Source organism: Microbulbifer echini (assembly GCF_041447225.1).
Classification (GTDB): domain Bacteria; phylum Pseudomonadota; class Gammaproteobacteria; order Pseudomonadales; family Cellvibrionaceae; genus Microbulbifer; species Microbulbifer echini.
Genome location: NZ_JBGMEL010000011.1, coordinates 39009 through 64098 on the forward strand (window position 1 = coordinate 39009; position 25090 = coordinate 64098).

Annotated in this window: 22 protein-coding genes; 7 read left to right on the forward strand and 15 right to left on the reverse strand. The window is 53.8% G+C overall.

All coding sequences use genetic code 11. From position 1 onward, the window contains the following. Positions 1–4: 4 nt before the first annotated feature. Positions 5–238 (reverse strand): hypothetical protein, encoded by a 234-nt coding sequence (locus ACCI51_RS12065; RefSeq protein WP_371843760.1) that lies wholly within the window; start codon positions 236–238, stop codon positions 5–7. Positions 239–410: 172 nt separating this feature from the next. Beyond that, the gene (locus ACCI51_RS12070) at positions 411–1346 is read right to left on the reverse strand and encodes a LysR substrate-binding domain-containing protein (protein WP_371843761.1); all 936 of its coding nucleotides are present in this window, start codon (positions 1344–1346) and stop codon (positions 411–413) included. A gap of 95 nt (positions 1347–1441) precedes the next feature. Between ACCI51_RS12070 and ACCI51_RS12075 the strand changes: the two genes are divergently transcribed. The 5 genes from ACCI51_RS12075 to ACCI51_RS12095 all read left to right on the forward strand — a co-directional run bounded on the left by ACCI51_RS12075 (position 1442) and on the right by ACCI51_RS12095 (position 6886). Next, a complete protein-coding gene (locus ACCI51_RS12075; protein WP_371843762.1) occupies positions 1442–2353 on the forward strand; it encodes a CmcJ/NvfI family oxidoreductase in 912 nt (303 codons plus the stop codon). A 68-nt stretch (positions 2354–2421) separates the two neighbouring features. Further along, the gene (locus ACCI51_RS12080; protein WP_371843763.1) at positions 2422–3750 is read left to right on the forward strand and encodes an aldehyde dehydrogenase family protein; all 1329 of its coding nucleotides are present in this window, start codon (positions 2422–2424) and stop codon (positions 3748–3750) included. Between the two features lie 47 nt (positions 3751–3797). Further along, positions 3798–4616, forward strand: a complete 819-nt coding sequence (locus ACCI51_RS12085; RefSeq protein ID WP_371843764.1) for a prolyl hydroxylase family protein — start codon at positions 3798–3800, stop codon at positions 4614–4616. Positions 4617–4848: 232 nt separating this feature from the next. Then, a complete protein-coding gene (locus ACCI51_RS12090) occupies positions 4849–5370 on the forward strand; it encodes a DUF6058 family natural product biosynthesis protein (RefSeq protein WP_371843765.1) in 522 nt (173 codons plus the stop codon). A 13-nt stretch (positions 5371–5383) separates the two neighbouring features. Next, the gene (locus ACCI51_RS12095) at positions 5384–6886 is read left to right on the forward strand and encodes a tetratricopeptide repeat protein (RefSeq protein WP_371843766.1); all 1503 of its coding nucleotides are present in this window, start codon (positions 5384–5386) and stop codon (positions 6884–6886) included. A gap of 81 nt (positions 6887–6967) precedes the next feature. Here ACCI51_RS12095 and map read toward each other — a convergent pair whose 3' ends face one another. Both map and ACCI51_RS12105 read right to left on the reverse strand, forming a co-directional pair. After that, on the reverse strand, positions 6968–7744 hold the full coding sequence (map, locus tag ACCI51_RS12100; RefSeq protein WP_371843767.1) for a type I methionyl aminopeptidase: 777 nt from the start codon (positions 7742–7744) through the stop codon (positions 6968–6970). After that, a complete protein-coding gene (locus ACCI51_RS12105) occupies positions 7737–7943 on the reverse strand; it encodes a ParD-like family protein (RefSeq protein WP_299588671.1) in 207 nt (68 codons plus the stop codon). Before ACCI51_RS12105 ends, map begins: the two co-directional genes overlap by 8 nt. Before the next feature lie 154 nt (positions 7944–8097). Between ACCI51_RS12105 and ACCI51_RS12110 the strand changes: the two genes are divergently transcribed. Further along, a complete protein-coding gene (locus ACCI51_RS12110; protein ID WP_371843769.1) occupies positions 8098–9807 on the forward strand; it encodes a phytoene desaturase family protein in 1710 nt (569 codons plus the stop codon). 58 nt (positions 9808–9865) lie between these two features. Here the strand turns inward: ACCI51_RS12110 and ACCI51_RS12115 are convergent, their stop codons facing one another. The 6 genes from ACCI51_RS12115 to ACCI51_RS12140 all read right to left on the reverse strand — a co-directional run bounded on the left by ACCI51_RS12115 (position 9866) and on the right by ACCI51_RS12140 (position 16891). Next, positions 9866–10504, reverse strand: coding sequence for an OmpA family protein (locus tag ACCI51_RS12115; RefSeq protein ID WP_299588679.1), 639 nt, complete (start codon positions 10502–10504; stop codon positions 9866–9868). Positions 10505–10554: 50 nt separating this feature from the next. After that, positions 10555–11202 (reverse strand): HAD family hydrolase, encoded by a 648-nt coding sequence (locus ACCI51_RS12120; RefSeq protein WP_299588681.1) that lies wholly within the window; start codon positions 11200–11202, stop codon positions 10555–10557. 14 nt (positions 11203–11216) lie between these two features. Beyond that, positions 11217–11582, reverse strand: coding sequence for a hypothetical protein (locus ACCI51_RS12125; RefSeq protein ID WP_371843771.1), 366 nt, complete (start codon positions 11580–11582; stop codon positions 11217–11219). 50 nt (positions 11583–11632) lie between these two features. Then, positions 11633–12379, reverse strand: coding sequence for a 16S rRNA (uracil(1498)-N(3))-methyltransferase (locus ACCI51_RS12130; RefSeq protein WP_371843773.1), 747 nt, complete (start codon positions 12377–12379; stop codon positions 11633–11635). A 133-nt stretch (positions 12380–12512) separates the two neighbouring features. After that, positions 12513–15644: an efflux RND transporter permease subunit gene (locus tag ACCI51_RS12135; RefSeq protein WP_371843775.1), complete on the reverse strand. Its 3132-nt coding sequence runs from the start codon at positions 15642–15644 to the stop codon at positions 12513–12515. Further along, complete coding sequence (locus ACCI51_RS12140) at positions 15644–16891, reverse strand: efflux RND transporter periplasmic adaptor subunit (protein ID WP_371843777.1); 1248 nt, start codon at positions 16889–16891, stop codon at positions 15644–15646. The genes ACCI51_RS12135 and ACCI51_RS12140 overlap by 1 nt, the downstream gene beginning before the upstream one ends. A 289-nt stretch (positions 16892–17180) precedes the next feature. On the opposite strand from ACCI51_RS12140, the gene ACCI51_RS12145 reads away from it, so the two are divergent. After that, the gene (locus ACCI51_RS12145; RefSeq protein ID WP_371843779.1) at positions 17181–19535 is read left to right on the forward strand and encodes a Tex family protein; all 2355 of its coding nucleotides are present in this window, start codon (positions 17181–17183) and stop codon (positions 19533–19535) included. Between the two features lie 87 nt (positions 19536–19622). Here ACCI51_RS12145 and ACCI51_RS12150 read toward each other — a convergent pair whose 3' ends face one another. The 5 genes from ACCI51_RS12150 to ACCI51_RS12170 all read right to left on the reverse strand — a co-directional run bounded on the left by ACCI51_RS12150 (position 19623) and on the right by ACCI51_RS12170 (position 24976). Then, complete coding sequence (locus ACCI51_RS12150) at positions 19623–20285, reverse strand: RluA family pseudouridine synthase (protein ID WP_299585292.1); 663 nt, start codon at positions 20283–20285, stop codon at positions 19623–19625. A gap of 67 nt (positions 20286–20352) precedes the next feature. Further along, on the reverse strand, positions 20353–21192 hold the full coding sequence (gene metF / locus ACCI51_RS12155; RefSeq protein ID WP_299585290.1) for a methylenetetrahydrofolate reductase [NAD(P)H]: 840 nt from the start codon (positions 21190–21192) through the stop codon (positions 20353–20355). A gap of 61 nt (positions 21193–21253) precedes the next feature. Continuing rightward, complete coding sequence (ahcY, locus tag ACCI51_RS12160) at positions 21254–22630, reverse strand: adenosylhomocysteinase (protein ID WP_299585288.1); 1377 nt, start codon at positions 22628–22630, stop codon at positions 21254–21256. 97 nt (positions 22631–22727) lie between these two features. Next, on the reverse strand, positions 22728–23948 hold the full coding sequence (gene metK / locus ACCI51_RS12165) for a methionine adenosyltransferase (RefSeq protein ID WP_299585286.1): 1221 nt from the start codon (positions 23946–23948) through the stop codon (positions 22728–22730). 71 nt (positions 23949–24019) lie between these two features. Then, positions 24020–24976, reverse strand: coding sequence for a metalloregulator ArsR/SmtB family transcription factor (locus ACCI51_RS12170; protein WP_299585284.1), 957 nt, complete (start codon positions 24974–24976; stop codon positions 24020–24022). Positions 24977–25090: the final 114 nt, after the last annotated feature.

Sequence of the window (25090 nt, forward strand, 5' to 3'; positions counted from 1 at the left end):
TGGCTTACATGGCCACCATAGGGTCCACCGGCGCTAGAGTATAGGCGCCAAGAATAGCACTGACAGGGGCACTAATATCGAATTTTACGTCATTAAACGCCACGCCATTGCCGGAAAATACATCGGCTTTTGTATCGATAGGCTTTTCTCTGGGGATTTTTAGAGTCGGGTAGCTGGTGTGGTCTTCAAAATAGCTGGCTGAGCACTCGACACTATCATTGCAGTATTCCTGAGCCAAAACCCGGTGGGCCGATAAAGTTTCGTCACTGCTTATCGGGCTTTGCCAATCCCATCTGGGTAAGTAAACAGGTCAGATTCATTAAGAGTCTTGAATATCTGAACTTTATGGGGGGCCATGCCGAACACTGATGCAAGCTCGTTTATCAGGCCCGATTAGCAGAAATTCCAGCCTATTCATCAGTATTCGAAGCGAACTGCCGCGCTAATAACTCCCTGACCCATTTATGAAGTGGGTCCTGCCCACTGCGACTGTGCCAGGCGGCAATTACATCGAAACCCGGTGGTTGAGCGGCGATCGGCAAGGTGCTTAAGCGCGCATCGGGAAGCAGGCGCGAAGGCAGAAAAGCCACCGTATTGGTAGAAGCGATACACTCGGCTGCAGCGGCAAAAGAAGGGACTGACAAAACCACATTGCGCTGCAAGCCAAACGCTTCAAACCAAATATCGGCCATACCGCGCAGATCGCCTCGGGAGGGGGAAACGACCAGCTGTGGTCGAGCCGCCAGTTGAGCCAGCGCCAGGGGCTCACCCGTTTCACAACCAGGCAAGTTTGCCTGCCGGCAACAAACACAGACATAGTGCTCCCGATACAAAAGCATCGTTGGGCAGCTATCCGGCACAAAACCGGGCGTGCTGAAAACCAGGTCCACCTCGCCGGTTTGCAACTGCTGGGCCATACGGTCAATTTCCAGCTTGAGCACAACCACCCTGAGCCCAGGCGCCTGTTCACGTAGCTTTTTCAGCAGACCCGGTAGTACCACACGTTGTTCGAAGTCGGTGGCACTGATCGTAAAAATTCCCGTATATTCCGCTGGGTTAAATTCTTGCCCACGCAGCAGTGCGGCAATATCGTTCAAAATCCTATCTAGTTTGGGCCCCAGGCGCTCTGCCAGGGGAGTGGCTATCACTCCGTTACTGGCTCGAATAAATAAACGGTCATCAAACACCTCCCTCAATCGCTTGAGTTGCTCGCTGACCGTCTGCTGGGTCACACCTAGCTGGTCGGCTACCCGCGTTAAATTCAACTCCCGCAAAATAGCCTGCAAGAGGCGCAGCTGCTTTAACTCCAGTCGCTCGAGGCGGTCTGGCCTATGACCTCTACTCAAACCTGTATCACCTACAAGCGTTAATTGATTTTCTTTGTATCCACTCCAGCCTAGCATTACCGGTAGATTGATCCACCGCGAGTGAGGAGGCCATAGTGCCGGATAAGACTCTGCAACCGCCGCCCCGCAAAACACTGAAAGCGAACATCAACTATGCAGACCCCAGTGCAGACCTGGTTTACGATCAGCGCCACACCGGACCCGGTCCTGCGAGCCTGATAGAACAGGTCATTCCCCAACAGGTAACGCTTCACGATGGCAGACAACTAAGCGCTGCTGGAGAAGCTTTCAGCCTAACTGAACAGGGATTTGAGCTGGTAGAACCCAACCTCGAGATCGACCTGCACCAACTGGACGAGACCTTGAGAGCATTGGACAGCGTCAGTAACCACGCCCTGGCACCACAAGCCCGCGACACACTCATCCGCACACAGTGGTATCCGGCGCTGCAGAAGTGGCTGGCAACGCACCTGGGTGCAGAGCATGTTTTGACCTTTGACCATACCTTGAGAGCTCAAGCTTCTGCGGACTCGAATACGGAAAAAAGCCGTAGCCGCCGCGCCCCGGTTAAAATCGTACACAACGATTACACCCCATGGTCTGCACAGCGACAACTCAATCAGACTCTGCCCGAATACAATTTAAACCCCAGAGATTTCCCCCGCTATCAATTTGTAAATCTATGGTTGCCACTTTTAAATCCCGTGGAGGAATCCCCGTTAGCGATGGTGGATTTACGCTGCGTGGTCGAAACAGACTTTCATAAAATGCGCCTGATTTATCCCGAGCGCGAAGGACAGATCTCAGTCATCAGCCCCAACCCCAAACACCGTTGGATCTGGTTTAGTGCTATGCGCCCAGGTGAAGGACTTTTGCTCAGAGTTTTTGACAGCGAACACACAGGCACAATTACCGGCACACCTCACAGCGCCTTTGATCTACCAGACAGTGAAAATGCCGTCAGACGCACCAGTATCGAAGTGCGAACGATTGCCCTGTATAAGTAATGAATTTTATCCCGCCAGGTTGGTGGTGCCCTAGCCCAGTTTTTAGCTAACAAATCCAGTAGGCAAATATGCAAAAAACTTTAAATTCTATAGACCCCTTTAACGGCGAAGTGATCGGCAATGTCGATGTTTGTGATGAAGACTCAATTCAAACCTTGGTAAAACAGGCAAAGCAGGCCCAACTCTCTTGGGCAAAACAATCCATTCAACAGCGCGTACACTTGGTTCAACAAGCCTATAAAAACCTACAGCCTATACAGGCAACACTAGCCAAACTGATTAGTCGTGAAATGGGTAAGGACGCCCGGCGCGCAACGTATGAAGCCGGCGGTGCAATTCACAGCGGTCCCTGGTTAGCTGAAGACTCCGCTGATGCCTTGCGCAGCCAGCGCACGGGCAACAACGAGATTCAATACCGAGCGCTGGGCGTGGTCGCAGTAATTTCCCCCTGGAATTATCCTCTGGCGATGGCCAATAACTTGTTAGTTCCGGCACTGATTGCCGGCAACAGCGTTATTTTAAAACCCTCTGAGGAAACACCGCTGGTTGCCGATCTCCTAATAAAAACCCTAAATCAATCCCTCCCCACCGGGGTACTGCAAATCGCCCATGGAGATGGACGCACTGGAGAAGCCCTGGTAAAAGCGAACATCAATATGATTGCTTTTACTGGTTCTCGCGCAACCGGCCAGACCATCATGGCCAATGCCGCAGCAAACTTAAAACGCTTGATTATGGAATTAGGCGGAAACGATCCCATGGTGGTTTTGGCCAGTGCGGACATTCCCAGAGCCGCACAATTTGCCGTGGCATCCAGCTTTGAGAATGCCGGTCAAATGTGCACCTCTACGGAGCGTATTTACGTGGACGAGCGTATCGCCGATCAATTTGAACACGCTGTGGTAGCTATCGCGAAAAATTATCGTGTTGGCGGCTGGCCTGACACTGATGTCGATATAGGCCCACTGGTAAATGCACGCCAACATAAAAAAGTGGTTAGACATATTCAGGATGCACTGGAGAAGGGCGCAACTCTTCTATTGGGAGATAAATCTCCCAAACTTCCCTTTATACCACCAACGGTTATCAGCAAAATAAAACCGGGGATGCAACTGGAAGACGAGGAAACTTTCGGACCGGTGGTCGCAATGGATCGCTTCAGTACCATTGAAGAAGTGATCCACAGAGCAAACGATTCCATATATGGCCTGGGTGCCGTTGTCTTCGGCAAAGATGATGCCCTCCTGGTTGCGAATCAATTACAGGCTGGCATGATCGGTATAAATCAGGGAGCCGGAGGAACACCATGGGTAGGGGCAAAACAAAGTGGATTTGGCTTTCATGGTGGTGCCGAGGGACATCGTCAGTTTGCCCAGCTCACCGTAATTAACCATTAATTTAACGAATATAAAGCCTTCATGAATATAATTTGGATGAAGTGATTATGCCAAGTACTCCAGTCGCCGATACAAATACGCCAACGGATTCCAGCAGGAATCTAAAGCAGAAGTTCTTTATTATCGCTCGGGAACCCGGCGCGGAGCATCCCGCTCTGCCCACCTGGGCATCGAGAGAGGAGAACCCTGCTTCACTAAATAATACAGCCCCCTCTTTAATTCAGCGTAGAGAAATTGTCGGAGTCCCCGGTGCTTTTCAATTACTCAACGTATTTTCCAATGATGAATGTCAGCGTCTGATCGAGATCACAGAGAATATCGGTTATCTGCCAGATGCCGCTGTCTCCCTGCCAAGAGAAGTACGTCATAACGACAACCTCACTTGGGTAGTAGATGCGGTTAGTGAGCGACTCATCTGGGAGCGCTGCAGCCCTTTAATGCAAGACCCCAATCACCATTTTGAGGGCCGACAGCCAGTTGGCCTCAATCAGCGTTTTCGTTTCTACCGTTATGGCGTGGGTGATTACTTCCAATTCCATACCGACGGCGCCTGGCCGGGTAGTCGAATCATAGATGATCGATTGATCAGTAATGGTTTTCCTGATCGTTTTAGTGAAATGACTTTCCTGGTTTTACTCAGCGAGGACTTCAATGGCGGTGCCACACGTTTTCGAGTCAATGCAGAAGACCCTTATCAGCAGCCCAACCGGCACTCCATGAAAGACATCGATGTACGCACACCGGCTGGATCTGTGCTGTGCTTTCCCCATGGTATGCACCCCCTGCATAGAATTCACAGCTCAACGCCAATTACTCAGGGTACGAAATATATTATTCGTACAGACGTATTATTTCTTCAGGATTGAAGAACCGCATCAACCTTCCGCTATTTTTTAAAAATCCATGGATAAATTTTAACCGCAGGGAAGCGGCTAGAACCAGAATAAAAAGAAACGGTTCTGTAGAATTTTGCGAAATTTGTCGACCATACCCTAGAGCCCTGCTAACACACTAAGCCCCCCATCGGAGTATTGCGGTGCCGTTTATGTAACCCTGCACCACCAATCAAATCGCAACAGGATATACGGGTGTGCACTTATGGAACTGATAGAGTATTTACAAAATCACTTTTACCTCAAAGAGCAATTGCTGTCTCTGTGTAATCTAGGGCAAGAAGAATTTACATCCTATCAAAACACCTTTGTTATGCCTAAAGCTTCGTACACACTAGTGTTAGACCTACAATGCCATTCATTCTTCGGCGCCCACAGTGAATCCCAAAACCGGGAGTTTTATGCCAAAGGGTATGTGTCATGGCTAAAGAATCTTCAGTCTCAGAGCAATCCAGAACAGGTATTTACGTTGTTCAAGAAAAGATACCTGGATACGGTCTACCAATTGAAGTCCATTGGCCATGCCTGCTCCGGTAGAAAAATGAACAAGGGGCTTTCTACACATATTGAAAACGAATGGAAACACTTTATCGATGGTACTTACGGACTATGTACTAAAAGCGGACTCCCCGAGGATATTGCCCGCAAAGAACTGGCCTCCATAGAGATCAAGGAGCTGACGAATGAGGAAAACTACGGAAGAATAGTAGGCCTCTCCGCACTTTGATTCGAGATACCCCATGAAAAGCAGAGCTTACTGCCTTATATCCTTTCTCTTGCTATCCGCTCTGACGGTATCAGCTTATGCCAGAGATTGGCGAGAATATAAAAGCACTAACTTTACTGTCTACTCCGATATTTCACCGAAAAAATCTGAGGCGTTATTGCGCGATTTGGAAAAATTTCGCAGTGCCACCCTTGTGCTAACGGGCATGGAAGATCGTTTTGAAAATTCAAGGCTTAGGGTATACCACTTTAATAAATCTAGAGAATTTGAAAAATTCTCAGGAAAAAGAAGTATAGCCGGCTTCTATACCAACACCATCGATGGCCCCTTGATTTTCTCTCAGGAAAACAGACGCGGCATATTGAGCGGTAAAGAAATAATGTTTCATGAATATGTTCACCATCTGATGCGTGAACGCGGCTCCATGCGCTATCCAAAGTGGTATTCAGAGGGTTTCGCAGAGTTACTGGCCAGTGCAACCATTAATAAAGATTCCATCACCATCGGCAACTTTCCTGAATGGAGAGCTTACGCCCTGGAAGAGGGCCCCCTTAAAGCGAGGGAGATTCTACAGCCGGATTACAGTAAAAAAGGTTGGCAGCATGCCAATCGGTATTACGCCAGTGCATGGTTATTATTACACTATTTATTTTTCAGTGAAGATGCCAGAGATAATGCATACAATGAAAAAACCAAAAACTACCTAACCGACATCAATAATGGTGGAGATCCATTAGACCTCTTCATACAGCATTATGACATCCGAGTGGAAGACTTGGATATTGCATTAACCCGATACTTAAAAGAGCGACGCCTATCAGGATACAAGGTTAATCTAGCCACTAGTGACTTTAAAATTGAGAAGCGCAAACTGAGTCATAATGAAAAGTCTCTATTATTAGCGGAACGAGCCGTTGATCTCGAAAGATACGGCCAGGCTTTAAGCTATCTGAACAAAGTAAAAGGCAATGCTACCAAACTCCCAGGGGTGATCGCTCTGAAAGCGAACCTTTTAATGCATGAACAGCAGGAGGCTGCAGCACAGGCTTTACTTGAAAAATTATCAGCAATACCTGAATTAAACCATACCGCGGCAACTAATCTGTCTGTTTACCATTTATATAGCTTACAAAATACACTCGAATCCCAGCAATGGGATGAGGAGAGCTATACCAACACTCTGCATTATGCAGATATGGCCATTGAACTGAACCCGACATCCCTATCGGCCTACCAGTTTAAATGGATGGCTCAGCAGTACAAAGGCGAAAGTGTTGCCGCACTAAAAACTATGATGGCCGCCTATCAGCAGAACCCAAATAGTATTGAAATTAATAGTGCTATTGGCTTTTATCTCGCAAAACTTAAAAAGCCACAGCTCGCAAAACCATTTCTGGAGAGAACTCTGATCTGGTCCCACAATCACAAGGTTCGATCGCGCGCTAAAAAATTGCTCGACTGGGTCGCAAGAGAAGCCACAACAGGTAGTGAAACGGATTCAGGCCAGACATCCTGAGTCCAAGAGCTCGTCCAGGTCTACAAGCACGCAGGGAACTGCTCTCTGCGTGCTGTGAAAGCGAAGAAATTAGTCTTTCTTCTAACTCTTCCTTTCCTCTTCCCTCAAGGTCAGCACCTCATATCCATCCGCGGTAACCAACACCGTATGCTCCCATTGTGCGGAAAGCTTGCCGTCCTTAGTCACCACGGTCCAACCGTCTTTCTTGAGTTTGGTTTTGCGGTTGCCCTGATTGATCATGGGCTCAATCGTAAATGTCATCCCCTCACGCAAAACAGCACCTGTGCCAACCCGACCAAAATGCATTACTTGGGGCTCTTCATGCATTTCACGGCCAATACCATGGCCGCAATATTCCCGCACCACGCTGAATCCGCGCCGCTCGGTATATTGCTGAATGGCATGGCCTACATCACCAAAAGTAGCCCCGGGTTTGACTGTGTGAATACCAGCCCACATCGCCTCGTAGCAACACTGCACCAGCTTCTTGGCAATCGGCGTAACGCTGCCGATCATATACATCTTGCTGGAGTCGGCAATATAGCCAGATTTCTCCAGGGTAATATCTACATTGACGATATCGCCATCGCGCAGCGCCTGCCCCTCGCGAGGCATGCCGTGACATACCACATCGTTAATCGAAGTATTGAGAGAGTAGGGGTAGTCGTATTGACCCTTGCTTGCTGGGCGTGCCTGTAGCTCTCGGAGAATAAACATTTCCACCTGGTTATTAATTTCCATGGTGGTGATACCCGGCTTAACAATGTCATCGAGCCTGGCAAACACACGGCTCAGTAACTCGCCGGAGTTACGCATCAACGCCTGTTCCCTGGCGGTCTTTATTTTGATGTTATTCACGAGTGAGCTCTTCCAAAGTAAATGCATCTGTCCGCAGCAGCTTCTTGCACAACTGGCTGTAACTGAGCTCTGGATTCAGCTCGGCGAGCATACCGATCTTTATCCAGTACTCCGCCTGCGCATTGATTGAGCGCCCCAGAGTTGTGCTGGCTTTACGGATCTCATCATGTAATTCATCCGAGAGTTTGACGATTCCCATACTATACACTTCATATACGTTTCATATCCAAAGTGTATATTCTTTTTCAAGGTGAGGGCAAGGACGGACACCATGACAATATTATGCAACTTGTTGCATAGGAAATTTTTGAGCGATATGGTTGATCCATAAAAACAATAGTGACGAGGCCACCATGTCCGAAAACACCGAGAAGAAACGCAGCGCTCCCAAGCCAAGCCGCCTGCGCATTGGTAAGCGCTATCGCGCCAGTCGTTTAGAAGGCCCCTACGATGCCCTGATTATTGGTTCCGGCATTGGTGGGCTGACCACAGCAGCGATGTTGAGCGCCACTGGTAAGAAGGTACTGGTCCTGGAACAACACTATACTGCCGGCGGCTATACCCATGCCTACGACCGCAACGGTTACGAGTGGGATGTGGGTGTGCACTACATTGGCGATGTCGGTGAACACCCCACCATGACGAGCAAAATTTTTGACTTTATCACGGCCGGTAATCTGCATTGGGCACCAATGGACAAGGTCTACGACCGAATTTGCATTGGCGAGGAACAATTTGATCTACACGCTGGGCGACGCGAATTTATCGATGAGCTGGTCAAACACTTTCCCGCTGAGCGGGAAAATATCGAACGCTATCTGGGCCGTCTCAATGAGGTAGCCAAGTCCATCCAGCGTATAGCCATGGAAAAATTGTTTCCCCGCTGGTGTGGTCCTGCAGTGCGCCTATGGCGAAAACTGCGCGATCCCTCCTGGCTGAACAAGACTACCCGAGAGGTACTGGCAGAAATTACCAGCAACGAAAAGCTTATCTCGGTGCTCACTGGCCAGTGGGGCGACAACGGCATGACCCCGGCGAAGAGCAGTTTTATTATTCACGCGCTGATCGCCAAGCACTACTTATACGGCGGTTATTATCCGGTTGGTGGTGCCAGCAAGATTTCCGAAACCATTATTCCACAGATCCAAGCCAGTGGTGGCGATGTGCTTACCTACGCCAAGGTGGAAACCATCTTGTTGCAGGGGAACAAAGTACGCGGTCTGCGTATGGGCGATGGCACTGAGATCGAGGCGCCGCTAGTAATTTCCAGCGCCGGTGTATTCAATACCTTCGAGAAGCTGCTTCCACAGAGCGCCAGTGAGCGCCTCGGTTATCTGCGCAACCTGAAAACCGTCACTCCGTCCATGTCTCATCTGTGCCTGTATATCGGCCTGGAGAAAACCGCCGAAGAGCTGCAGCTGCCCAAAACCAATTACTGGCTCTATGCCAGCGAACACTACGAAGGGGACATGCAGGCTTTCCTGCAGGACAGCGACCAGGATATTCCGCTGGCCTATATTTCTTTCCCCTCGGCCAAAGACCCCACCTTTACCCAGCGCTATCCGGGGCGCGCCACGATCGAGATCGTAGCGCCAGCCAATTACGATTGGTTTGCCCAGTGGCACGACAAGCCCTGGGGCAAGCGCGGTGACGACTACGAAGCCCTCAAAGAAGCCTTCAGCCAACGCTTGTTGGAGCACCTGTATAAGCATTTTCCACAACTGCGCGGGCAAATCGATTACTACGAATTATCCACGCCACTATCGACGGATTACTTTTGCTTCTACCCGCGCGGAGAGATCTATGGGCTCGATCACGACCCGAAACGCTTTGAGCAAAGCTGGCTGAGACCCAAGACACGACTGCAGGGCCTGTACCTGACGGGCCAGGATGTTATGAGCTGCGGTGTCGCCGGGGCGATGATCTCCGGTGTGCTGACCGCGCAAAGTATTCTGGGGTTGCGTGAGGGAGCTAAGTTGATGCGCCGGGTAATTAGCGGCAAGCCAGCGACAGTATCACCAGACAGTGATAGTGATAAGGTGCTGGACAAAGCGCCCACCTAAGGCCAACACCTGTCAGCAGGAGGGAACGCCCGGCCCCGGCCGGGTTTCTCCACTGGGTTCACGGGTTCGGAGAGGACTGCAACTGCGGTAATCGACTGGGCATCCGGTCAAAGTTCAGTACGCGGATCACTAAGCGCCGGTTTTCCCTCTGCCCCTTCTTACTCTCATTATCGGCAATGGGATCCGTATCCCCATAACCCTGGGCCTGCATACGCTCGGAATCGATACCGCGTTCTATAAGAAAATTACGCACCCAGTCGGCCCGCCACTGGGACAGGTGCAGATTCTTCTTGGGGTCACCATCATTGTCGGTGTGCCCCTCAATCGCAATACGCATTTCCGGAAAATCGCGCATGATCACCAGCAGTGCTTCCAGGTCGGCAATGCTATCCATCTGTGGTGCGAACCCACCGGGGGCAAACTCCAGTCGCAACCGAAAAGTGTCCCCTCCCTTACGCGTACTTCCACGCAGGAAGCGCACCAGATCATCGCCGAAAGGAGCGGCCTGTCGCGCCACTTTTTCACCCTCTCCAGACTGTACCTCCGCAAGGGGTTTCAGTGCATATTTCCTATTGGGGTCAGGATCGGGGCAGCCGGCAAGCAACAACACCAGCAGGACGAGGCAGCAGACGACTAAAGGCTTGTCCGCCATAGGTAGAACTTCCGGTTTCCAGACGTCAAATTCAGTGTAGAACATGGATGCCGGTCCCTGACAGCACAGGGAACTAATCGAGGGGGCTATCCGTATTAGAGGAAATTCACTACCGCCATCATATCGCCGACAACCCGCGCGCCGCGCTGCTCCAATTGCGGGGCCCTGAGCGCATGGGTGCTGTAGCCCACCACCCGCATGCCCGCGGCTACCGCGGCCTCCACCCCGGCGATGGAGTCTTCCACTACGAGGCAGCGCTGCGGGTCCACCCCCATGGTGGTCGCCGCGTGCAGAAATAGCTCCGGCCAAGGTTTGCCACGGGAGACATCCTCTGCACTAAAGATCTTGCCGTCAAAGTAGTCGAAGAGGCCGGTTTTATTCAGGGTTAACTGCATCTTTTGATGGGAGCCCGATGAGGCCACACAGCTGCGCAGGCCAATTTGCTGTAAGTGGTCGAGTAACCCCTCGATACCGGCCACTGGCTGCAGTTCGGCGTGAAATGCCTCGCGAATGCGCCGTTCGGTGTTACCAAAATAATTGTCGGGTAGGGGGCCGCCGAAACGCTTTTCGATTTCCAGCAGGCAATCCCTGGCGGGGCGGCCACTGAACTGTTCATCCAGCTCTTCTGCAGTGGTGGCCATGCCCAGCTTATTCATTTCCTCGGCCAGGATGCGGCAGACAATACTTTCGCTGTCTACCAGCACGCCATCGCAATCAAAAATGATCAAATCTGTGGAAGACATGGGACCCCATAAAGTCAGCGCGCGGAGAGCAGCATAATACCGATGATCACACCGAGTATGCCGCTGATGCGCAGGAAGTTTTCATTGCCTCTGGAGAGCTTGATCGCCAGCGCCTTGCCGCGCTCAAAGCCAATTTGCAGCATATAAGCACCACTCAACAGCACCAGTACGCCCAGGGCATTGAATAGGATATACCAGTGTCGCGTACCGGCGATCAAAAGCAGGAATAGCCCAACGGCGATGCGCAGCCAGGCGGAAAAGAAATAGCCGGTTTCATTCAGGCGCTCACTAATCTTTTGCGCCAGATGCGGCCTGGCGATTATCGCCACCGACAACACGACGATAACGACGCCCAACATCCCTATAAGTACTCTGATCATGGTCTCCCTCCCGGATTATGATCACATCAAATTTTTTACTGCGCTGACCGCTACAGGTCACCCCATTGAAATTGCAGTACAGAGAGTGCGGCAATGGGGGCGGTCTCCGTGCGCATTACCCTCGGCCCCAGGCGTAGGGGCATAAACGCGTGTGCCAGAGCCATATCGATTTCTGCCTGGGACAGCCCACCCTCCGGCCCCACCAACAGCACCGCGGAATCCGGTTTGCCATTGTCCACCTGCCAGCGACGCAAATCCAGCTCAGTGCGATGGTGCAGAACTAGTTTGGTCGAAGAAGCCCCCTGCTGTACCGAAGCCGGTAAATACTGAGTAAGTTTTACCGGCTCAGCAATCTCCGGTATCAGGTTGCGCTCACACTGCTCGCAGGCGCTAACGGCAATTTGACGCCAGTGGCCGAGTTTTTTCTGCAACCGCTCGCCGGATAATTTCACTTCGCAGCGCTCGCTAAAGAGCGGCTGTATGACCGCCACCCCCAGCTCGGTGGCCTTTTGCACCACCCAATCGAAGCGGTCACCACGGGAAATGCCAATGGCCAGAGTCAGTGCCAGCGGCGACTGGCGATTATCCTCGCGAAATGCACCGATACGCACCCGCGCGCGCTTGCCTGTTTCAGCCAACTCTGCGTTGTACTCGCCACCGAGGCCATCGAACAGGGTAATTGGATGACCGGCGCCAAGGCGCAGGACTTTTACCAGATGCCGGGAAGCGGATTCATCCAGTTCAACGTGCGAAACACCCGCCAGCGCCTGGTGGGAGAAGATACGCGGGATGCGCATGGGGGAAGATCCTGTAAAACACTATAAAAAAGCCGACAGGGATGTCGGCGTTTTGCAGGCAGGTAGTTTAGGCATTTATAGGCTGGTGAGGCAATGGCGGAGTCATTCCACCATTGCCTCGGGCGCGATAGGATCACACGGTTTCCAGTGATACCGGGGGCTCACCTTGACCCAGACGCTTGCTTTTCGGGCGAAGCACTTCGATCACCTTGTACAGATTTGGCACCAATACCAGAGTCACCGCAGTGGCAAACAGTACGCCGAAGGCGAGGCTGATCACCATCGGAATCAGGAACTGCGCCTGGATAGAGCGCTCGAACATGATCGGCACCAGGCCGATAAAAGTGGTGATGGAAGTCAGGATAATGGGGCGGAAGCGATCGCGTCCGGCCTGAATCACCGCGTCCATTACCGCCCAGCCCTGAGCGCGCAGCTGGTTGATACGGTCCATCAAGACCAGGTTGTCGTTTACCACTACCCCCGCGGCGGCGAGGAAGCCGAGCATGGACATAATGCTGATGTCGTGCCCCATCAACAAATGGCCAACCACCGCACCGAAGAAACCGAACGGCACAGCGGTGAGGATCAGCAGCGGCTGTGAGTAGGAACGGAAGGCAATGGCCAGCAAGGCATAAATAGCGAACAGGGACAGCACGAAGAACGCCAGGATCGCCCCGTTAAATTCCTCTTCCTCCTGCATTTCCCCAGCGGTACGCAGGGAGAAACCGGGGAACTCACGCTCCAGCTCAGGCACCAGGGTCTCGCGCATATCCTTGAGAATTTCCTGCGCGGTTGAGGTATTCGGTGTTATCTCGGCAAAGACCCTTACGGTGCGCTCGCGATTGTTGCGGCGGATCGTGGTGTAACCGGGTACATACACCGCATCGGCCACCGCGGAGAAAGGTACCTCGCCCTCCGCTGTGCGAATGCGGATGCGGTCCATCTGCTCCTCACTGGCACGCTCCTCCTGGGGATAGCGCACCATCACGCGCACATCCTCGCGGCCGCGGGGAATACGCTGCACCTCTTCACCATAGAAACCCTGGCGTACCTGTCTGGCCACATCGGCCAGGTTGATCCCCATATTGGTGGCGTAGGGCCTCAGCTGGATTTCGATATCGCGGCGGGCACTGGTGAGGTTGTCGCGCACATCGTAAACACCGGCGTAGGTGTTCATTTTCTTCTTCACCGCATCAGCGGCCGCGCGCAACTCGTCCATATCCCCCGAAGCAGTGCTCAGGTTCAGGCTCATACCGTTGCCGCCATCGTTAATGGTGGCGTCGATATTCAAGTCCTCGACACTGGCCGGCATTTCACCAATCAATTCGCGCCAGCGCAGCGACAGGGTTTTGGATGTCACATCGCGCAACTCACCGTCGGTCAGCTGCAATATCACAAAAATATTGCCGCGCCAGTTGAATACCATGGAGTTCTGAACAAAAGGCGCGCCGTTGTTTTTCTTCAGCATCTCTTCATCGGTCGCGAGCTTATCCGCTGCGGCCAGCACCTGATTCATCACTCGCTCGGCTTCGTGGAAAGGTTCGCCATCCGCCATGCTGGCGCGCAGCTCCAGTAGGTCCGACGGTACCTGGGGTGAGAAAGAGGAACCCACGTATCCACTCATAAAGACACTGATCGAGAGCCCCAGTGCCAGCAGAAAACCCATCACCGTGGTGCGGCTATTGCCGAGAGACTTTTTCAACAGTGGCAGATAGTACTTATCACCGGCGGTTTTCATGGCGCCGGCGAAGTGCCCGCGCAGCTTCTGCAGCTTGATGCCCAAACTGGACTTGGCCGGCTGCTCCGGTTTCATACCCACCAAATGCGCCGGCAGGATCAACAGGGATTCCACCAGGGAGAACACCAGGCACAGCAATACCACCACCGGCAGGGCCAGCATCATCTGCGCGGTATAACCGGGCAGGAACAGCATCGGAATAAAGAACACCATGGTGGAGGTCACGGCAAAAATCACCGGAGCGGAGACCTGCTTCACCCCCTCTTCCGCTGCGGCCAGACCGGTAACGCCGCGGTCGTGGGCCGCATGCACCGCTTCCCCCACAATAATCGCATCGTCCACCACAATCCCGAGAATCAGCAGGAAGGCGAACAGCGACAGCATATTCAGGCTGACCCCAGTGATCGGCAACAGCCAAAATGCACCGAGGAAGGCCACGATAATCCCCACGGTCACCCACATCGCCAAAGCCGGGCGCAGGAACAGCATCAACATGATAAAGACCATGGCGAAGCCGCTTAAGGCGTTGGTGGTCAGCAGGTTCATGCGGCCTTCAAAAGCTTTGGAGAAGTCGAACCAGACGTCGAACTCCATACCCGGCGGCAGCTGGGTGCGAGCCTCCGCCATAAATGTTTTGATACGCTCGGCGGTAGCGACCACATCCAGCGGTTCACCCTGCACGACGCGCAGGTTCATGGCCGGGTTGCCGTTGAAGAGAATGACGTTATTGTACTCTTCGAAGCCATCCCGCACGGTGGCTACATCGCGCAGCAGCAGCACCGAGCCATCCGCGCGACTGACGACGGGAATACGTTCAAAATCCTCGGCGCTATAGGCCTGGCCGCGAGTCTGTACCTGGATATCACCCCGGTCGGAACGCACCATGCCCGCGGGCAAATCCAGGGAGGAGCGGCGCACCGCATTAGCTACATCATTGAAGCTCAGGTTATAACGACGCAGATCCAGTTCGGAAACCTCGATGGACAGCTCGTCCGGGCGTTCGCCCCAGATATCCACACTGCGCACACCGGGAATCAGGGTGAGCTTGTCGCGCAGGTCCAGGGCGGTCTCCTTGAGCTGGCGCTCGGAGACCGGACCGCCGATGGCGATCATCATCAGCTGGGTATCCCACTCCTGCAAGCGGATCACCGGGCGCTCGATACCCTCGGGGAAGGTATTAATACTATCGACCTGCACCTTGATATCGTTGAGCAGGCGCAACTCATCGTAACCATCCACCGCCTGAATTTCGATGGAGGCGTGGCTGCGGCGGGAGGCGGAGTTCACTTCCTTGACCCCCTTCACCTCGGAGATAGCCTCCTCGACACGCACGGTCACCTGCTGCTCAACTTCCGCAGGGCCGGCACCGGGGTAGGAGATTTCCACCTCGACGATACCCGGCTGGATGGCCGGGAATACCTCGCGATCAATCCCGCTGATACCGAAAAAACCACCGATGATGATCATAATCATCAGCAGGTTTGCGGCCTTACTATTGCGCGCGAACCAAGTAATAATTCCGTTCATTAGCGGCCTCCGGGGGCAGCACTATTCGCTGCCGCGGTCTCACTGGTGGCCGTTGCGGAGGCTTCCGCCTCTTTCTCCACACTCTCAATCAGGCCGGATGGTTTTTTATTCAGGGGGTTGGCGGTCAGCGCCATGCCCTCGCGGGAATATCCCAGACTGGAGACCACCACGCGATCACCATTGGCAATATCGCCGCGCAGCCACACTTTATCGCCGATACTCTGCAACAGTTCTACAGTTTTGAACTGCAGCTTGCTCTCTGCGTCCAGCACCAGCAGGTGATCCCCCTCGTGCAATGCCTGGCGCGGCAATATCACCACGTCATCCAGGGTCAGGCCCGCTATATCTGCCTCGACAAACAGGCCATTCATCAAGGGAACATCGCCCTGGTAGGGGTTCTGTACCTGGGCCACGGCATAAATAAAGCGACTGTTGGTATCGATGCTGGCCTCGGTACGCACCAGCTGGGCGCGCCATTCGCGCTGGCGCCCCGCCACTACAGCTTGCAGCCGCACTTCGGGGCCTTGCTCAAAAGATTTACCCAGGGGCAGGTCGAGCAGTGCCAATTGCTGGTCGGTCAGGGGCAGGCGCACCTCGGCGACACCGGTGCTGTGAATTTTTGCCAGGGGAGTGCCGGGAGTGATGTATTGGCCCAGGTCGACATAGGTTTCCATCACGCGCCCGGCAAAGGGGGTCTTCACCTCGGTGCGCGCCAGATCCAGCTTGGCCTGATCGCGATCCGCTCGCGCGGCAGCCACCGCGGCTTCGGCTGCCTGCAGGTGGGGTTTGCGCAGGAACAGGGCGTTGGCGGCTGCACTCCCCAGATCGCGCCACTCGCGCTTGGCCTGTTTGGCTCGGCCTTGCTCCTGGGCGAGGGCGGACTTGGCATCCGCCAGCTGTGACTCGGAGCGGGTCACCTTGTAGACATAATCCGCCTGTTCAAGCTGAAGTAGGCTGGCACCCTCATCGAAGAAACCGCCGGGTACAAACGCCTGACCCACACGCTCAATTACACCACCGACACGGGCCACCACTTCGATTTCGTGGCGGGCGTGTACCGTGCCCTGGCTCGGTACCAGCAGAGTCTGGCGCCCCGGCTCCGCATAGAGAACATCCGCCACCGGTGGCACTACCGCTTCGGGAGGCTTTTCTTCCGGCTTGGGTTTCAATGCCACCACCACAGCAATGGCGACCATTCCAATAGCCAAAACGGTAAATAAAAGCTTGTTCTTGTTCGACACTTTCACAGGCACCCTCTACCCCATTCTGTGACCCAAACTGGTCAATTTTTAATTAGCGCGCATTCTACTGGAGTTCGACGCCGATAAGGGTCGATTTGGATGCAGGTCGCCGCAAGAGTTTGTGCCCTACCGCAAACCTTCCTCGCGACGCCCTGGTAACGCATAATGTCCGACCCAATTGACCGCTGCAGCAGAGACAGCGGGCCGCGCAAAGCCAAGGAAACCGACAGGCTGTTTCCCGGTCAAACGCCGCTCCTTAAGGTACGAACCCCCGGAAAACGGATATAAACATCAAATGCTGGATATCAACGCTCGCATCGCCGAAGAACTCAACGTACGCCCCCAACAAGTCACCGCTGCAGTATCCCTGCTGGATGAAGGCGCAACAGTGCCATTTATTTCCCGCTACCGGAAAGAGGTGACAGGGGCTCTGGACGACACTCAGTTGCGCAATCTGGAAGAGCGCCTGCGCTATTTGCGCGAACTGGAAGAGCGCCGCGCAACCATCCTCAAGAGTATTGATGATCAAGGTAAGCTCACTGCAGAACTCACTCAGCAGATCAACAGCGCCGACACCAAAAACCGCCTCGAAGACCTCTACCTTCCCTATAAGCCCAAACGCCGCACCAAGGGACAAATCGCTATCGAAGCGGGTCTCGAACCTCTGGCCAATGCGCTGATTAACAACCCCAGCCTAGACCCAGCCGTAGAAGCACAGCAATATCTAAATGCCGAGTGCGAAGACACTTCCTTACAGGTGAAAGACATCAAGGCCGCCCTCGACGGAGCCAAATTTATCCTGATGGAGCGTTTCGCCGAGGACGCCGAACTGCTGGGCAGACTGCGCGATTTCCTCAAATCCGAGGGGCAGGTCAAGTCCAAACTGCTGGATGGCAAAGAGGAAGAAGGAGCCAAATTCCGCGATTATTTCGAATATGCCGAGGACTGGTCTAGGGTGCCGTCCCACCGCGCTCTGGCCATCTTCCGCGGCCGCAACGAGGGTATCCTCGCCATCAGCGTGGGCCTGCCGGAAGAGGAGGGAGCCCCAGCCACTGCCGGACACCCCTGCGAAACCATGATCGCCAGGCACTTCGAACTCCGTGATGAGGGGCGCCCGGCGGATAAGTGGCTCGGCGAAGTTGTACGCTGGACCTGGCGTATCAAACTACTCACCGCACTGGAAACCGACCTGCTGGGTGAGCTGCGTGAGAAAGCGGAAGAAGAGGCCATCAAGGTTTTCTCCCGCAACCTCAAAGACCTGCTGCTAGCGGCGCCCGCCGGGCACAAAGCCACCATCGGCTTAGACCCCGGACTGCGCACCGGGGTTAAAGTAGCCGTGGTCGATGCCACCGGCAAAATATTGGATCACACCGCAATCTTCCCCAACCAGCCGCAAAATCGACTGCAAGAATCTGCCGCAGTCATCGCCGCGCTATGCAATAAATACAATGTGGGGCTGATCGCTATCGGCAATGGCACCGCCAGCCGCGAAACCGACAAGTTCGTCGGAGAAACGATCAAGCAATATCAGTTGAGTGCGCAGAAAGTCGTCGTTAACGAGGCGGGCGCTTCTGTTTACTCCGCCTCCGAACTCGCCGCGCGGGAATTCCCCGACCTGGACGTGACCATCCGCGGAGCCATTTCTATCGCCCGCCGTCTTCAAGATCCGCTGGCGGAGCTGGTGAAAATCGAACCCAAATCCATTGGCGTTGGCCAGTACCAGCACGATGTATCCCAGACCCAGCTGGCACGCTCCCTCGACGCCGTCGTTGAGGATTGTGTAAATGGCGTCGGCGCAGAACTCAACTCCGCCTCAGCACCATTACTGGCCAAGGTATCGGGCCTTAGCGCTTCTATTGCCAGCAATATTGTCAGCTATCGCGACCAGAATGGTGCCTTTAAAAACCGCAAGCAGTTAATGGAAGTACCGCGTTTGGGACCTAAGGCTTTCGAACAAGCCGCCGGCTTCCTACGTATTAATAACGGCGAAAACCCCCTGGATAAATCCGGTGTACACCCCGAATCCTATATCGTGGTGAAACGTATCGCCGAGAAAAACGCCCGCGAGATCAATAGCCTGATCGGCGATTCCGCCTTCCTACGGCGCCTCAATCCGGCCGACTACACCGATGAGAAGTTCGGCGTGCCCACCGTTACCGACATCATCGCCGAATTAGAAAAACCTGGCCGCGACCCTCGCCCAGAATTCCGCACCGCCCGCTTCGAAGAGGGCGTCGAGGAACTTAAAGATCTGCGCCCCGCCATGGTGCTCGAAGGCACCGTCACCAACGTCACCAACTTCGGCGCCTTTGTGGATATCGGCGTGCACCAGGACGGCCTAGTACATATTTCCGCGCTGTCGGAGAAATTCGTCAAAGACCCCCACGAAGTGGTAAAAGCCGGCGATATCGTCAAAGTAAAAGTGATGGAAGTGGACGTGGCACGCAAACGCATCGGCCTCTCCATGCGCCTCTCCGACGAACCCGGAGAGCAGGGCAGTGGCGGCGTTAAGAAAGGTGATCAGCGCGAAAACCGCCAAGCCCAACGCTATAACAAGCAACAGGGTAATCGGCAACAAAAGGGCAACCAGAACGGTGGCAATGGCAGTATGGGCGACCTGTTGATGGCGGCAATGAAGAATAAGAAATAGTATCGACAAACAATAAAAAGGGCGATCAGTAGATCGCCCTTTTTATTGCCTAACATAATCATGTACTGTGAGCGATTACTGAAAATATCAAGCAGAAAAAGAATCTGGCAATTCGCTGGTAAAGTGTAATCGCTCCTGCGTCTCCGGATGATTAAAACTCAGAGCGCCAGCATGGAGCAACAATCTGGGCGCCGCAGCCAGGGCCTCTGAATTCGCATAAAATGGGTCGCCCAGTATCGGGTGACCTATCGCCTGCATGTGTACCCTTAATTGATGAGAACGACCGGTGACCGGTAGCAGGCGCAACAGACTGCTCTCTTTCGAGCTGGAAATTTTTTCCCAGCGGGTAAAAGAGGGCTTACCCACCTCAAAATCCACTTTCTGCCGCGGCCTATTGGGCCAGTCGCAGATCAGCGGCAAATCCACCTCGCCCGAGTCCGCAGCGGGGACACCCCATACCCTGGCAAGGTAGGTCTTATCGACTTCGCGATTTTGAAAAAGACGACTGAGCTTTCGATGGACTTCCGGACTCCGCGCCATAACTACTAGCCCTGAAGTATCCATATCCAGTCGATGCACTGTTAAAGCTTCTGAATAACTTTGTTGCACCCGGCTTGTCAGGCTGTCTTTGTGAGCCAAATCCCTCCCGGGCACACTGAGAAGTCCACTGGGTTTATTTAAAACCAACAAGGAGGAGTCTTCGTAAACTATCGAGAGGAAAGGCTCAATAGGCGGGCAATATTTTCGCATTGATTAGATCTCACAACATGCAGAACAATACTGCCAACACTCTGTGCAACTAAATATCATTAGTGGGCTAGCGTGCATCTAAGCCCAAAGCCTGCAAAATGCTCTCTGAGGCTCCCACCTGATTCATCGTATAAAAATGAAGCCCTGGTGCACCACCTTCCAACAGCGTTTCACACAGGTCGGTAACCACTTCCATACCCAACTTGCGGGCATCACTTGGATCGCGATAACTCTCCATGCGCTTTTTCATCCAGCGTGGGATTTCAGCTCCGCAGTTACGAGAGAAGCGCACCAAATTATCAAAATTGAGAATTGGCATAATGCCGGGATAAATCGGTGCATCGATTCCCGCCTTCTCACATTGATCTAAAAAATAAAAATAGGAGTCCGGATTATAAAAATACTGGGTCAGGGCACTATTGGCTCCCGCCTCAAACTTACCTTTTAAATAGCGTATATCATCGTCATAGCTATTGGACTCCGGATGAATTTCCGGGTAGGCAGCGACTTCCAGGTGGAAGTGATCGCCAGTATGGCGGCGAATAAAAGCGACCAGCTCATTCGCATAGACCAATTGAGCCACTGCGCCCATCCCCGAGGGCATATCGCCGCGCAGGGCTACGATGCGGTTTATTCCAGCCTCTTTATAGGTATTTAAAAGACCAAGTATAGTTTCTTCATTATCACCACCAAACGACAAATGCGGCGCAATAGAAATGCCATCTTTGCGCATGTTGGTAACAATATTGGCGGTGGTTTCGCGTGTGGTACCACCAGCACCATAGGTGACGGAAAAAAATTCGGGATTAAACGCCTGTAAAGCCTCGCGAGTTTTGTACAGCTTTGCGCGACCTTCGGGGGTTTTGGGTGGGAAAAATTCGAAACTGATGCGTATGGGGTTTTTCATTATATTTTCCAGGCCCTCCGAAATTCAGGTGCCAGCACAGCCGGCACCTTTGCTGAGGGTATTAGTATTTATAACTTTCCGGCTTAAACGGGCCCTCTACGGAAACACCGATATATTTAGCCTGCTCTTCCGTCATGCGTGTGATCACGCCATCGAAACCTTCTACCATGTAGCGCGCCACTTCTTCGTCGAGGTGCTTGGGCAGTACTTTGACGTACAGAGCAGGCACTTTTTGGTCAGAGGGCAGGTCGGCAAACTTCTCTTCATACAGGTGGATCTGAGCGAGCACCTGGTTGGCAAAAGAGCCATCCATAATACGGCTGGGGTGGCCGGTGGCATTGCCCAGGTTAACTAGACGGCCTTCGGACAACAGCAGTAAGTGATCATTGTTTTCGCTGTTGCGCACAATTTTATGCACCTGGGGTTTTACTTCCTGCCACTCCCAGTTCTCACGCATAAAGGCGGTGTCAATTTCGTTATCGAAGTGGCCGATATTGGAAACCACGGCGCCGCTTTTCAGGGCAGAAAGCATATGCTTGTCACACACATCGGCGTTGCCGGTGGTAGTGACGATCAGGTCGGTATTGGCCAGCAACGCTTTATTAATGCCTTCTGCGGTGCCGGTGTTGATCCCATCGATGTAGGGAGATACCAATTCGAAGCCATCCATACAGGCCTGCATGGCACAGATGGGGTCTACTTCGGAAACTTTTACAATCATGCCTTCCTGACGCAGAGAGGCGGCGGAGCCTTTACCCACATCACCATAACCGATTACCAGCGCTTTCTTGCCGGCGAGCAGGTGGTCGGTAGCGCGCTTGATAGCGTCGTTGAGGCTGTGACGACAGCCATATTTATTATCGTTTTTGCTCTTGGTCACCGCGTCGTTGACGTTGATCGCCGGCACCTTCAGAGCGCCGTCACGCAACATATCCTGCAGGCGGTGTACGCCGGTGGTGGTTTCTTCACTGATACCGTGACAGTTGTTCAGAATTCCGGGGTATTTGCGGTGCAGAAGCTCAGTGAGATCGCCACCATCATCCAAAATCATATTCGGTCGCCAGCCGGCGACATCGGCACCCACCGTCCGCTCCAGACACCACTCATACTCTTCCTCGGTTTCACCTTTCCAGGCGAATACCGGGATACCACTCGCGGCAATGGCGGCAGCGGCGTGATCCTGGGTGGAGAAAATATTGCAGGAAGACCAGCGTACTTCGGCGCCCAACGCAATCAGGGTTTCAATCAGCACCGCGGTCTGGATTGTCATGTGGATACAACCCATGATGCGCGCACCAGCGAGGGGCTGATCTGCGCGGTATTTTTCCCGCAGAGTCATCAGCGCCGGCATTTCCCCTTCGGCAATTTCGATTTCGCGGCGACCCCACTCGGCCAGAGTAATATCCGCAATTTTAAAATCTTTAAATTCAGTGCTCATTTGATTCATTCTTTATCGGTTCCAGTTATTTGGTACTTGCTTCCCGCGACACAGTAGAGATTGCTTCAAAAATACTGCTCCGCGGTACTCTCAAACGTTACAGGCCCGCCTGAGTACGCAGGGCATCGACCTTATCGGTTTTTTCCCAGGGGAAGGCGGTGAAGGTTTCGCTACGTGCCTGGCCGTTGCCATCCACCCAGTTGTAGGTGTGGGTAAAGGGATCGCGACCAAAGTGGCCATAGGCCGCCGTCAGCTGGTACATGGGGTGCAGCAGGTCGAGAGACTTGGAAATAGCATAGGGACGCAGGTCGAAATTCTCGCGCACCAGCTCCACCAGCTTGTCTTCAGAAACCGCACCAGTGCCAAACGTATTGATAGCAACCGAGGTGGGCTCGGCTACCCCAATCGCGTAAGACACCTGGATTTCACAGCGCTTGGCCAAGCCTGCGGCAACAATATTCTTGGCTACGTAACGGCCGGCGTAGGCTGCGGAGCGATCCACCTTGGAGGGGTCCTTCCCGGAGAAGGCGCCGCCGCCGTGGCGTGCGGAGCCGCCGTAAGTATCCACAATAATCTTGCGCCCGGTCAGGCCGCAGTCGCCAACGGGGCCGCCGATCACAAAATTACCGGTGGGGTTGATATGGAACTTGGTGTCTTTGTGCAGCCACTCCAGCGGGAGGGTGTGGTGCACGATCAACTCCATTACCGCCTCACGCAGGTCGGCCTGGCTCACATCGGGATTGTGCTGGGTGGAGAGCACCACCGCGTCGATGGCACAGGGACGACCCTGCTCGTCGTAGCGGAAGGTGAGCTGACTTTTGGCATCCGGGCGCAGCCAGGGCAACAGACCGGACTTGCGAGCTTCTGCCTGGCGCTCCACCAAACGGTGGGCGTAGTAGACCGGCGCCGGCATAAAGGTCGGGGTTTCGTTGGTGGCGTAGCCGAACATCAGGCCCTGGTCTCCAGCGCCCTGGTCTTCCGGCTTGGCGCGATCGACACCCTGGGCGATATCCAGGGACTGCTTGCCAATCACGTTGATCACACCACAGGTCTCCCCGTCGTAACCCACATCGGAAGAGGTGTAACCGATATCGGTAATTACCTTGCGCACCAACTCTTCGAGATCCACCCAGGCAGAGGTAGAAATTTCCCCGGCGATGACCGCGATACCCGTTTTCACCAGGGTTTCACAGGCAACGCGTGCCTGTTTATCGCGGGCCAACAGAGCATCCAATACCGCGTCGGAAATCTGGTCGGCAATTTTATCCGGGTGCCCTTCAGACACGGATTCCGATGTAAACAGTTTGTATTCACTCATGTGAGAGTCTCCATGTGTTCCGCCGCGGGCGGTTAGCAAAATTCTGGTCCTGGCGATTGATCGGGCTGTCGTCAGGGCTTTACAAATTCTCTTATCTGGATCTGAAAACCATTGCGCAAGGCGCTGTAGACACTGCGCCCATCTTTCAGACCGGCACTCTGTGCCCAGTCGCTCAACTGCTCCGGAGCAAAACCCAACCACAGATCACCACAGGCTTCCCGCGCCCAGTTCTGACCGTGCGCCTGGAGCTCTGCCACTAGCAGTTGACCGCCGCTTTTCAATGCACCTTGCAGGTCGTGAAAAATCTGCGCGGGGTCGGGGGTGTGGTGCAGCACCATATTCACGACGATGCTGTCGGCACTGGCCGGGCGCGCCGCTGCGGCGCGGGTATCGCTGCATACAAATTCGATATTGGCCAGGCCCTGCTCATCGGCGAATGCCTGCGCCCGCTCCAACATGGCTGAGGACAGGTCCAGTGCCGTTACCGTGGCAAAACGCAGGGACAATTCCTGCAGGAATTCCCCTTCACCGGGCCCTACTTCCAGAGCGTGGCGACCGGCGTTCAGCAGTTGCGCCACCTGGGGGCCATATGCGCTGTAACTGGCGATGAGCTCCTGCTGTTCGCGGAACCGGTTGCCGTAATCGGCAAAGAAACGGCGAGAAGCCTCGGCGCGCTCCTCGGAGATACGCGCCACCGACTGTACCCGCGCGCAGGACAAGGGCAACTGGTCCAAATTAGTGAACAACTGCGCAAGCAGCGGGGTAGCACTTGTGCGCCGGTAAAAAAGGTTATTGCCCTCGCGGCGCTTGCTCACCAGCCCCGCCTGGGCGAGCACCTTGAGGTGGTGACTCAGGGCCGGCTGGCGCAACTCAAAAATACGACACAGTTCCAGCACGCTATAGGAGTCCTGGCTGAGCAGGCGCAGTATCTCCAGGCGCAGGGGATCACCTGCGGCCTTCAAGGTCGCCGCCAACTGGGGGATTTCTACGCTGCTATCGGGCTCAGGGATGGGCTGGGATTCAGACATGCGGACGAGTCTAGCAGGCACACAAAGCTATATCAAAGAATTTTGATATAGCTTCATAAAATTATTTTGATGTAGATGTCAGAAAGCCAATTCCGGCTTATGCTGCGAGTAATT

What these genes read in the sequence shown, in the direction of transcription:
- ACCI51_RS12080 (WP_371843763.1), top strand. Translation starts at nt 2,422, where the DNA reads ATGCAAAAAACTTTAAATTCTATAGACCCCTTTAACGGCGAAGTGATC.
- ACCI51_RS12085 (WP_371843764.1), top strand. Translation starts at nt 3,798, where the DNA reads ATGCCAAGTACTCCAGTCGCCGATACAAATACGCCAACGGATTCCAGC.
- ACCI51_RS12090 (WP_371843765.1), top strand. Translation starts at nt 4,849, where the DNA reads ATGGAACTGATAGAGTATTTACAAAATCACTTTTACCTCAAAGAGCAA.
- ACCI51_RS12095 (WP_371843766.1), top strand. Translation starts at nt 5,384, where the DNA reads ATGAAAAGCAGAGCTTACTGCCTTATATCCTTTCTCTTGCTATCCGCT.
- ACCI51_RS12105 (WP_299588671.1), bottom strand. Translation starts at nt 7,943, where the DNA reads ATGGGAATCGTCAAACTCTCGGATGAATTACATGATGAGATCCGTAAA.
- ACCI51_RS12110 (WP_371843769.1), top strand. Translation starts at nt 8,098, where the DNA reads ATGTCCGAAAACACCGAGAAGAAACGCAGCGCTCCCAAGCCAAGCCGC.
- ACCI51_RS12115 (WP_299588679.1), bottom strand. Translation starts at nt 10,504, where the DNA reads ATGTTCTACACTGAATTTGACGTCTGGAAACCGGAAGTTCTACCTATG.
- ACCI51_RS12120 (WP_299588681.1), bottom strand. Translation starts at nt 11,202, where the DNA reads ATGTCTTCCACAGATTTGATCATTTTTGATTGCGATGGCGTGCTGGTA.
- ACCI51_RS12125 (WP_371843771.1), bottom strand. Translation starts at nt 11,582, where the DNA reads ATGATCAGAGTACTTATAGGGATGTTGGGCGTCGTTATCGTCGTGTTG.
- ACCI51_RS12130 (WP_371843773.1), bottom strand. Translation starts at nt 12,379, where the DNA reads ATGCGCATCCCGCGTATCTTCTCCCACCAGGCGCTGGCGGGTGTTTCG.
- ACCI51_RS12135 (WP_371843775.1), bottom strand. Translation starts at nt 15,644, where the DNA reads ATGAACGGAATTATTACTTGGTTCGCGCGCAATAGTAAGGCCGCAAAC.
- ACCI51_RS12145 (WP_371843779.1), top strand. Translation starts at nt 17,181, where the DNA reads ATGCTGGATATCAACGCTCGCATCGCCGAAGAACTCAACGTACGCCCC.
- ACCI51_RS12150 (WP_299585292.1), bottom strand. Translation starts at nt 20,285, where the DNA reads ATGCGAAAATATTGCCCGCCTATTGAGCCTTTCCTCTCGATAGTTTAC.
- metF (WP_299585290.1), bottom strand. Translation starts at nt 21,192, where the DNA reads ATGAAAAACCCCATACGCATCAGTTTCGAATTTTTCCCACCCAAAACC.
- ahcY (WP_299585288.1), bottom strand. Translation starts at nt 22,630, where the DNA reads ATGAGCACTGAATTTAAAGATTTTAAAATTGCGGATATTACTCTGGCC.
- metK (WP_299585286.1), bottom strand. Translation starts at nt 23,948, where the DNA reads ATGAGTGAATACAAACTGTTTACATCGGAATCCGTGTCTGAAGGGCAC.
- ACCI51_RS12170 (WP_299585284.1), bottom strand. Translation starts at nt 24,976, where the DNA reads ATGTCTGAATCCCAGCCCATCCCTGAGCCCGATAGCAGCGTAGAAATC.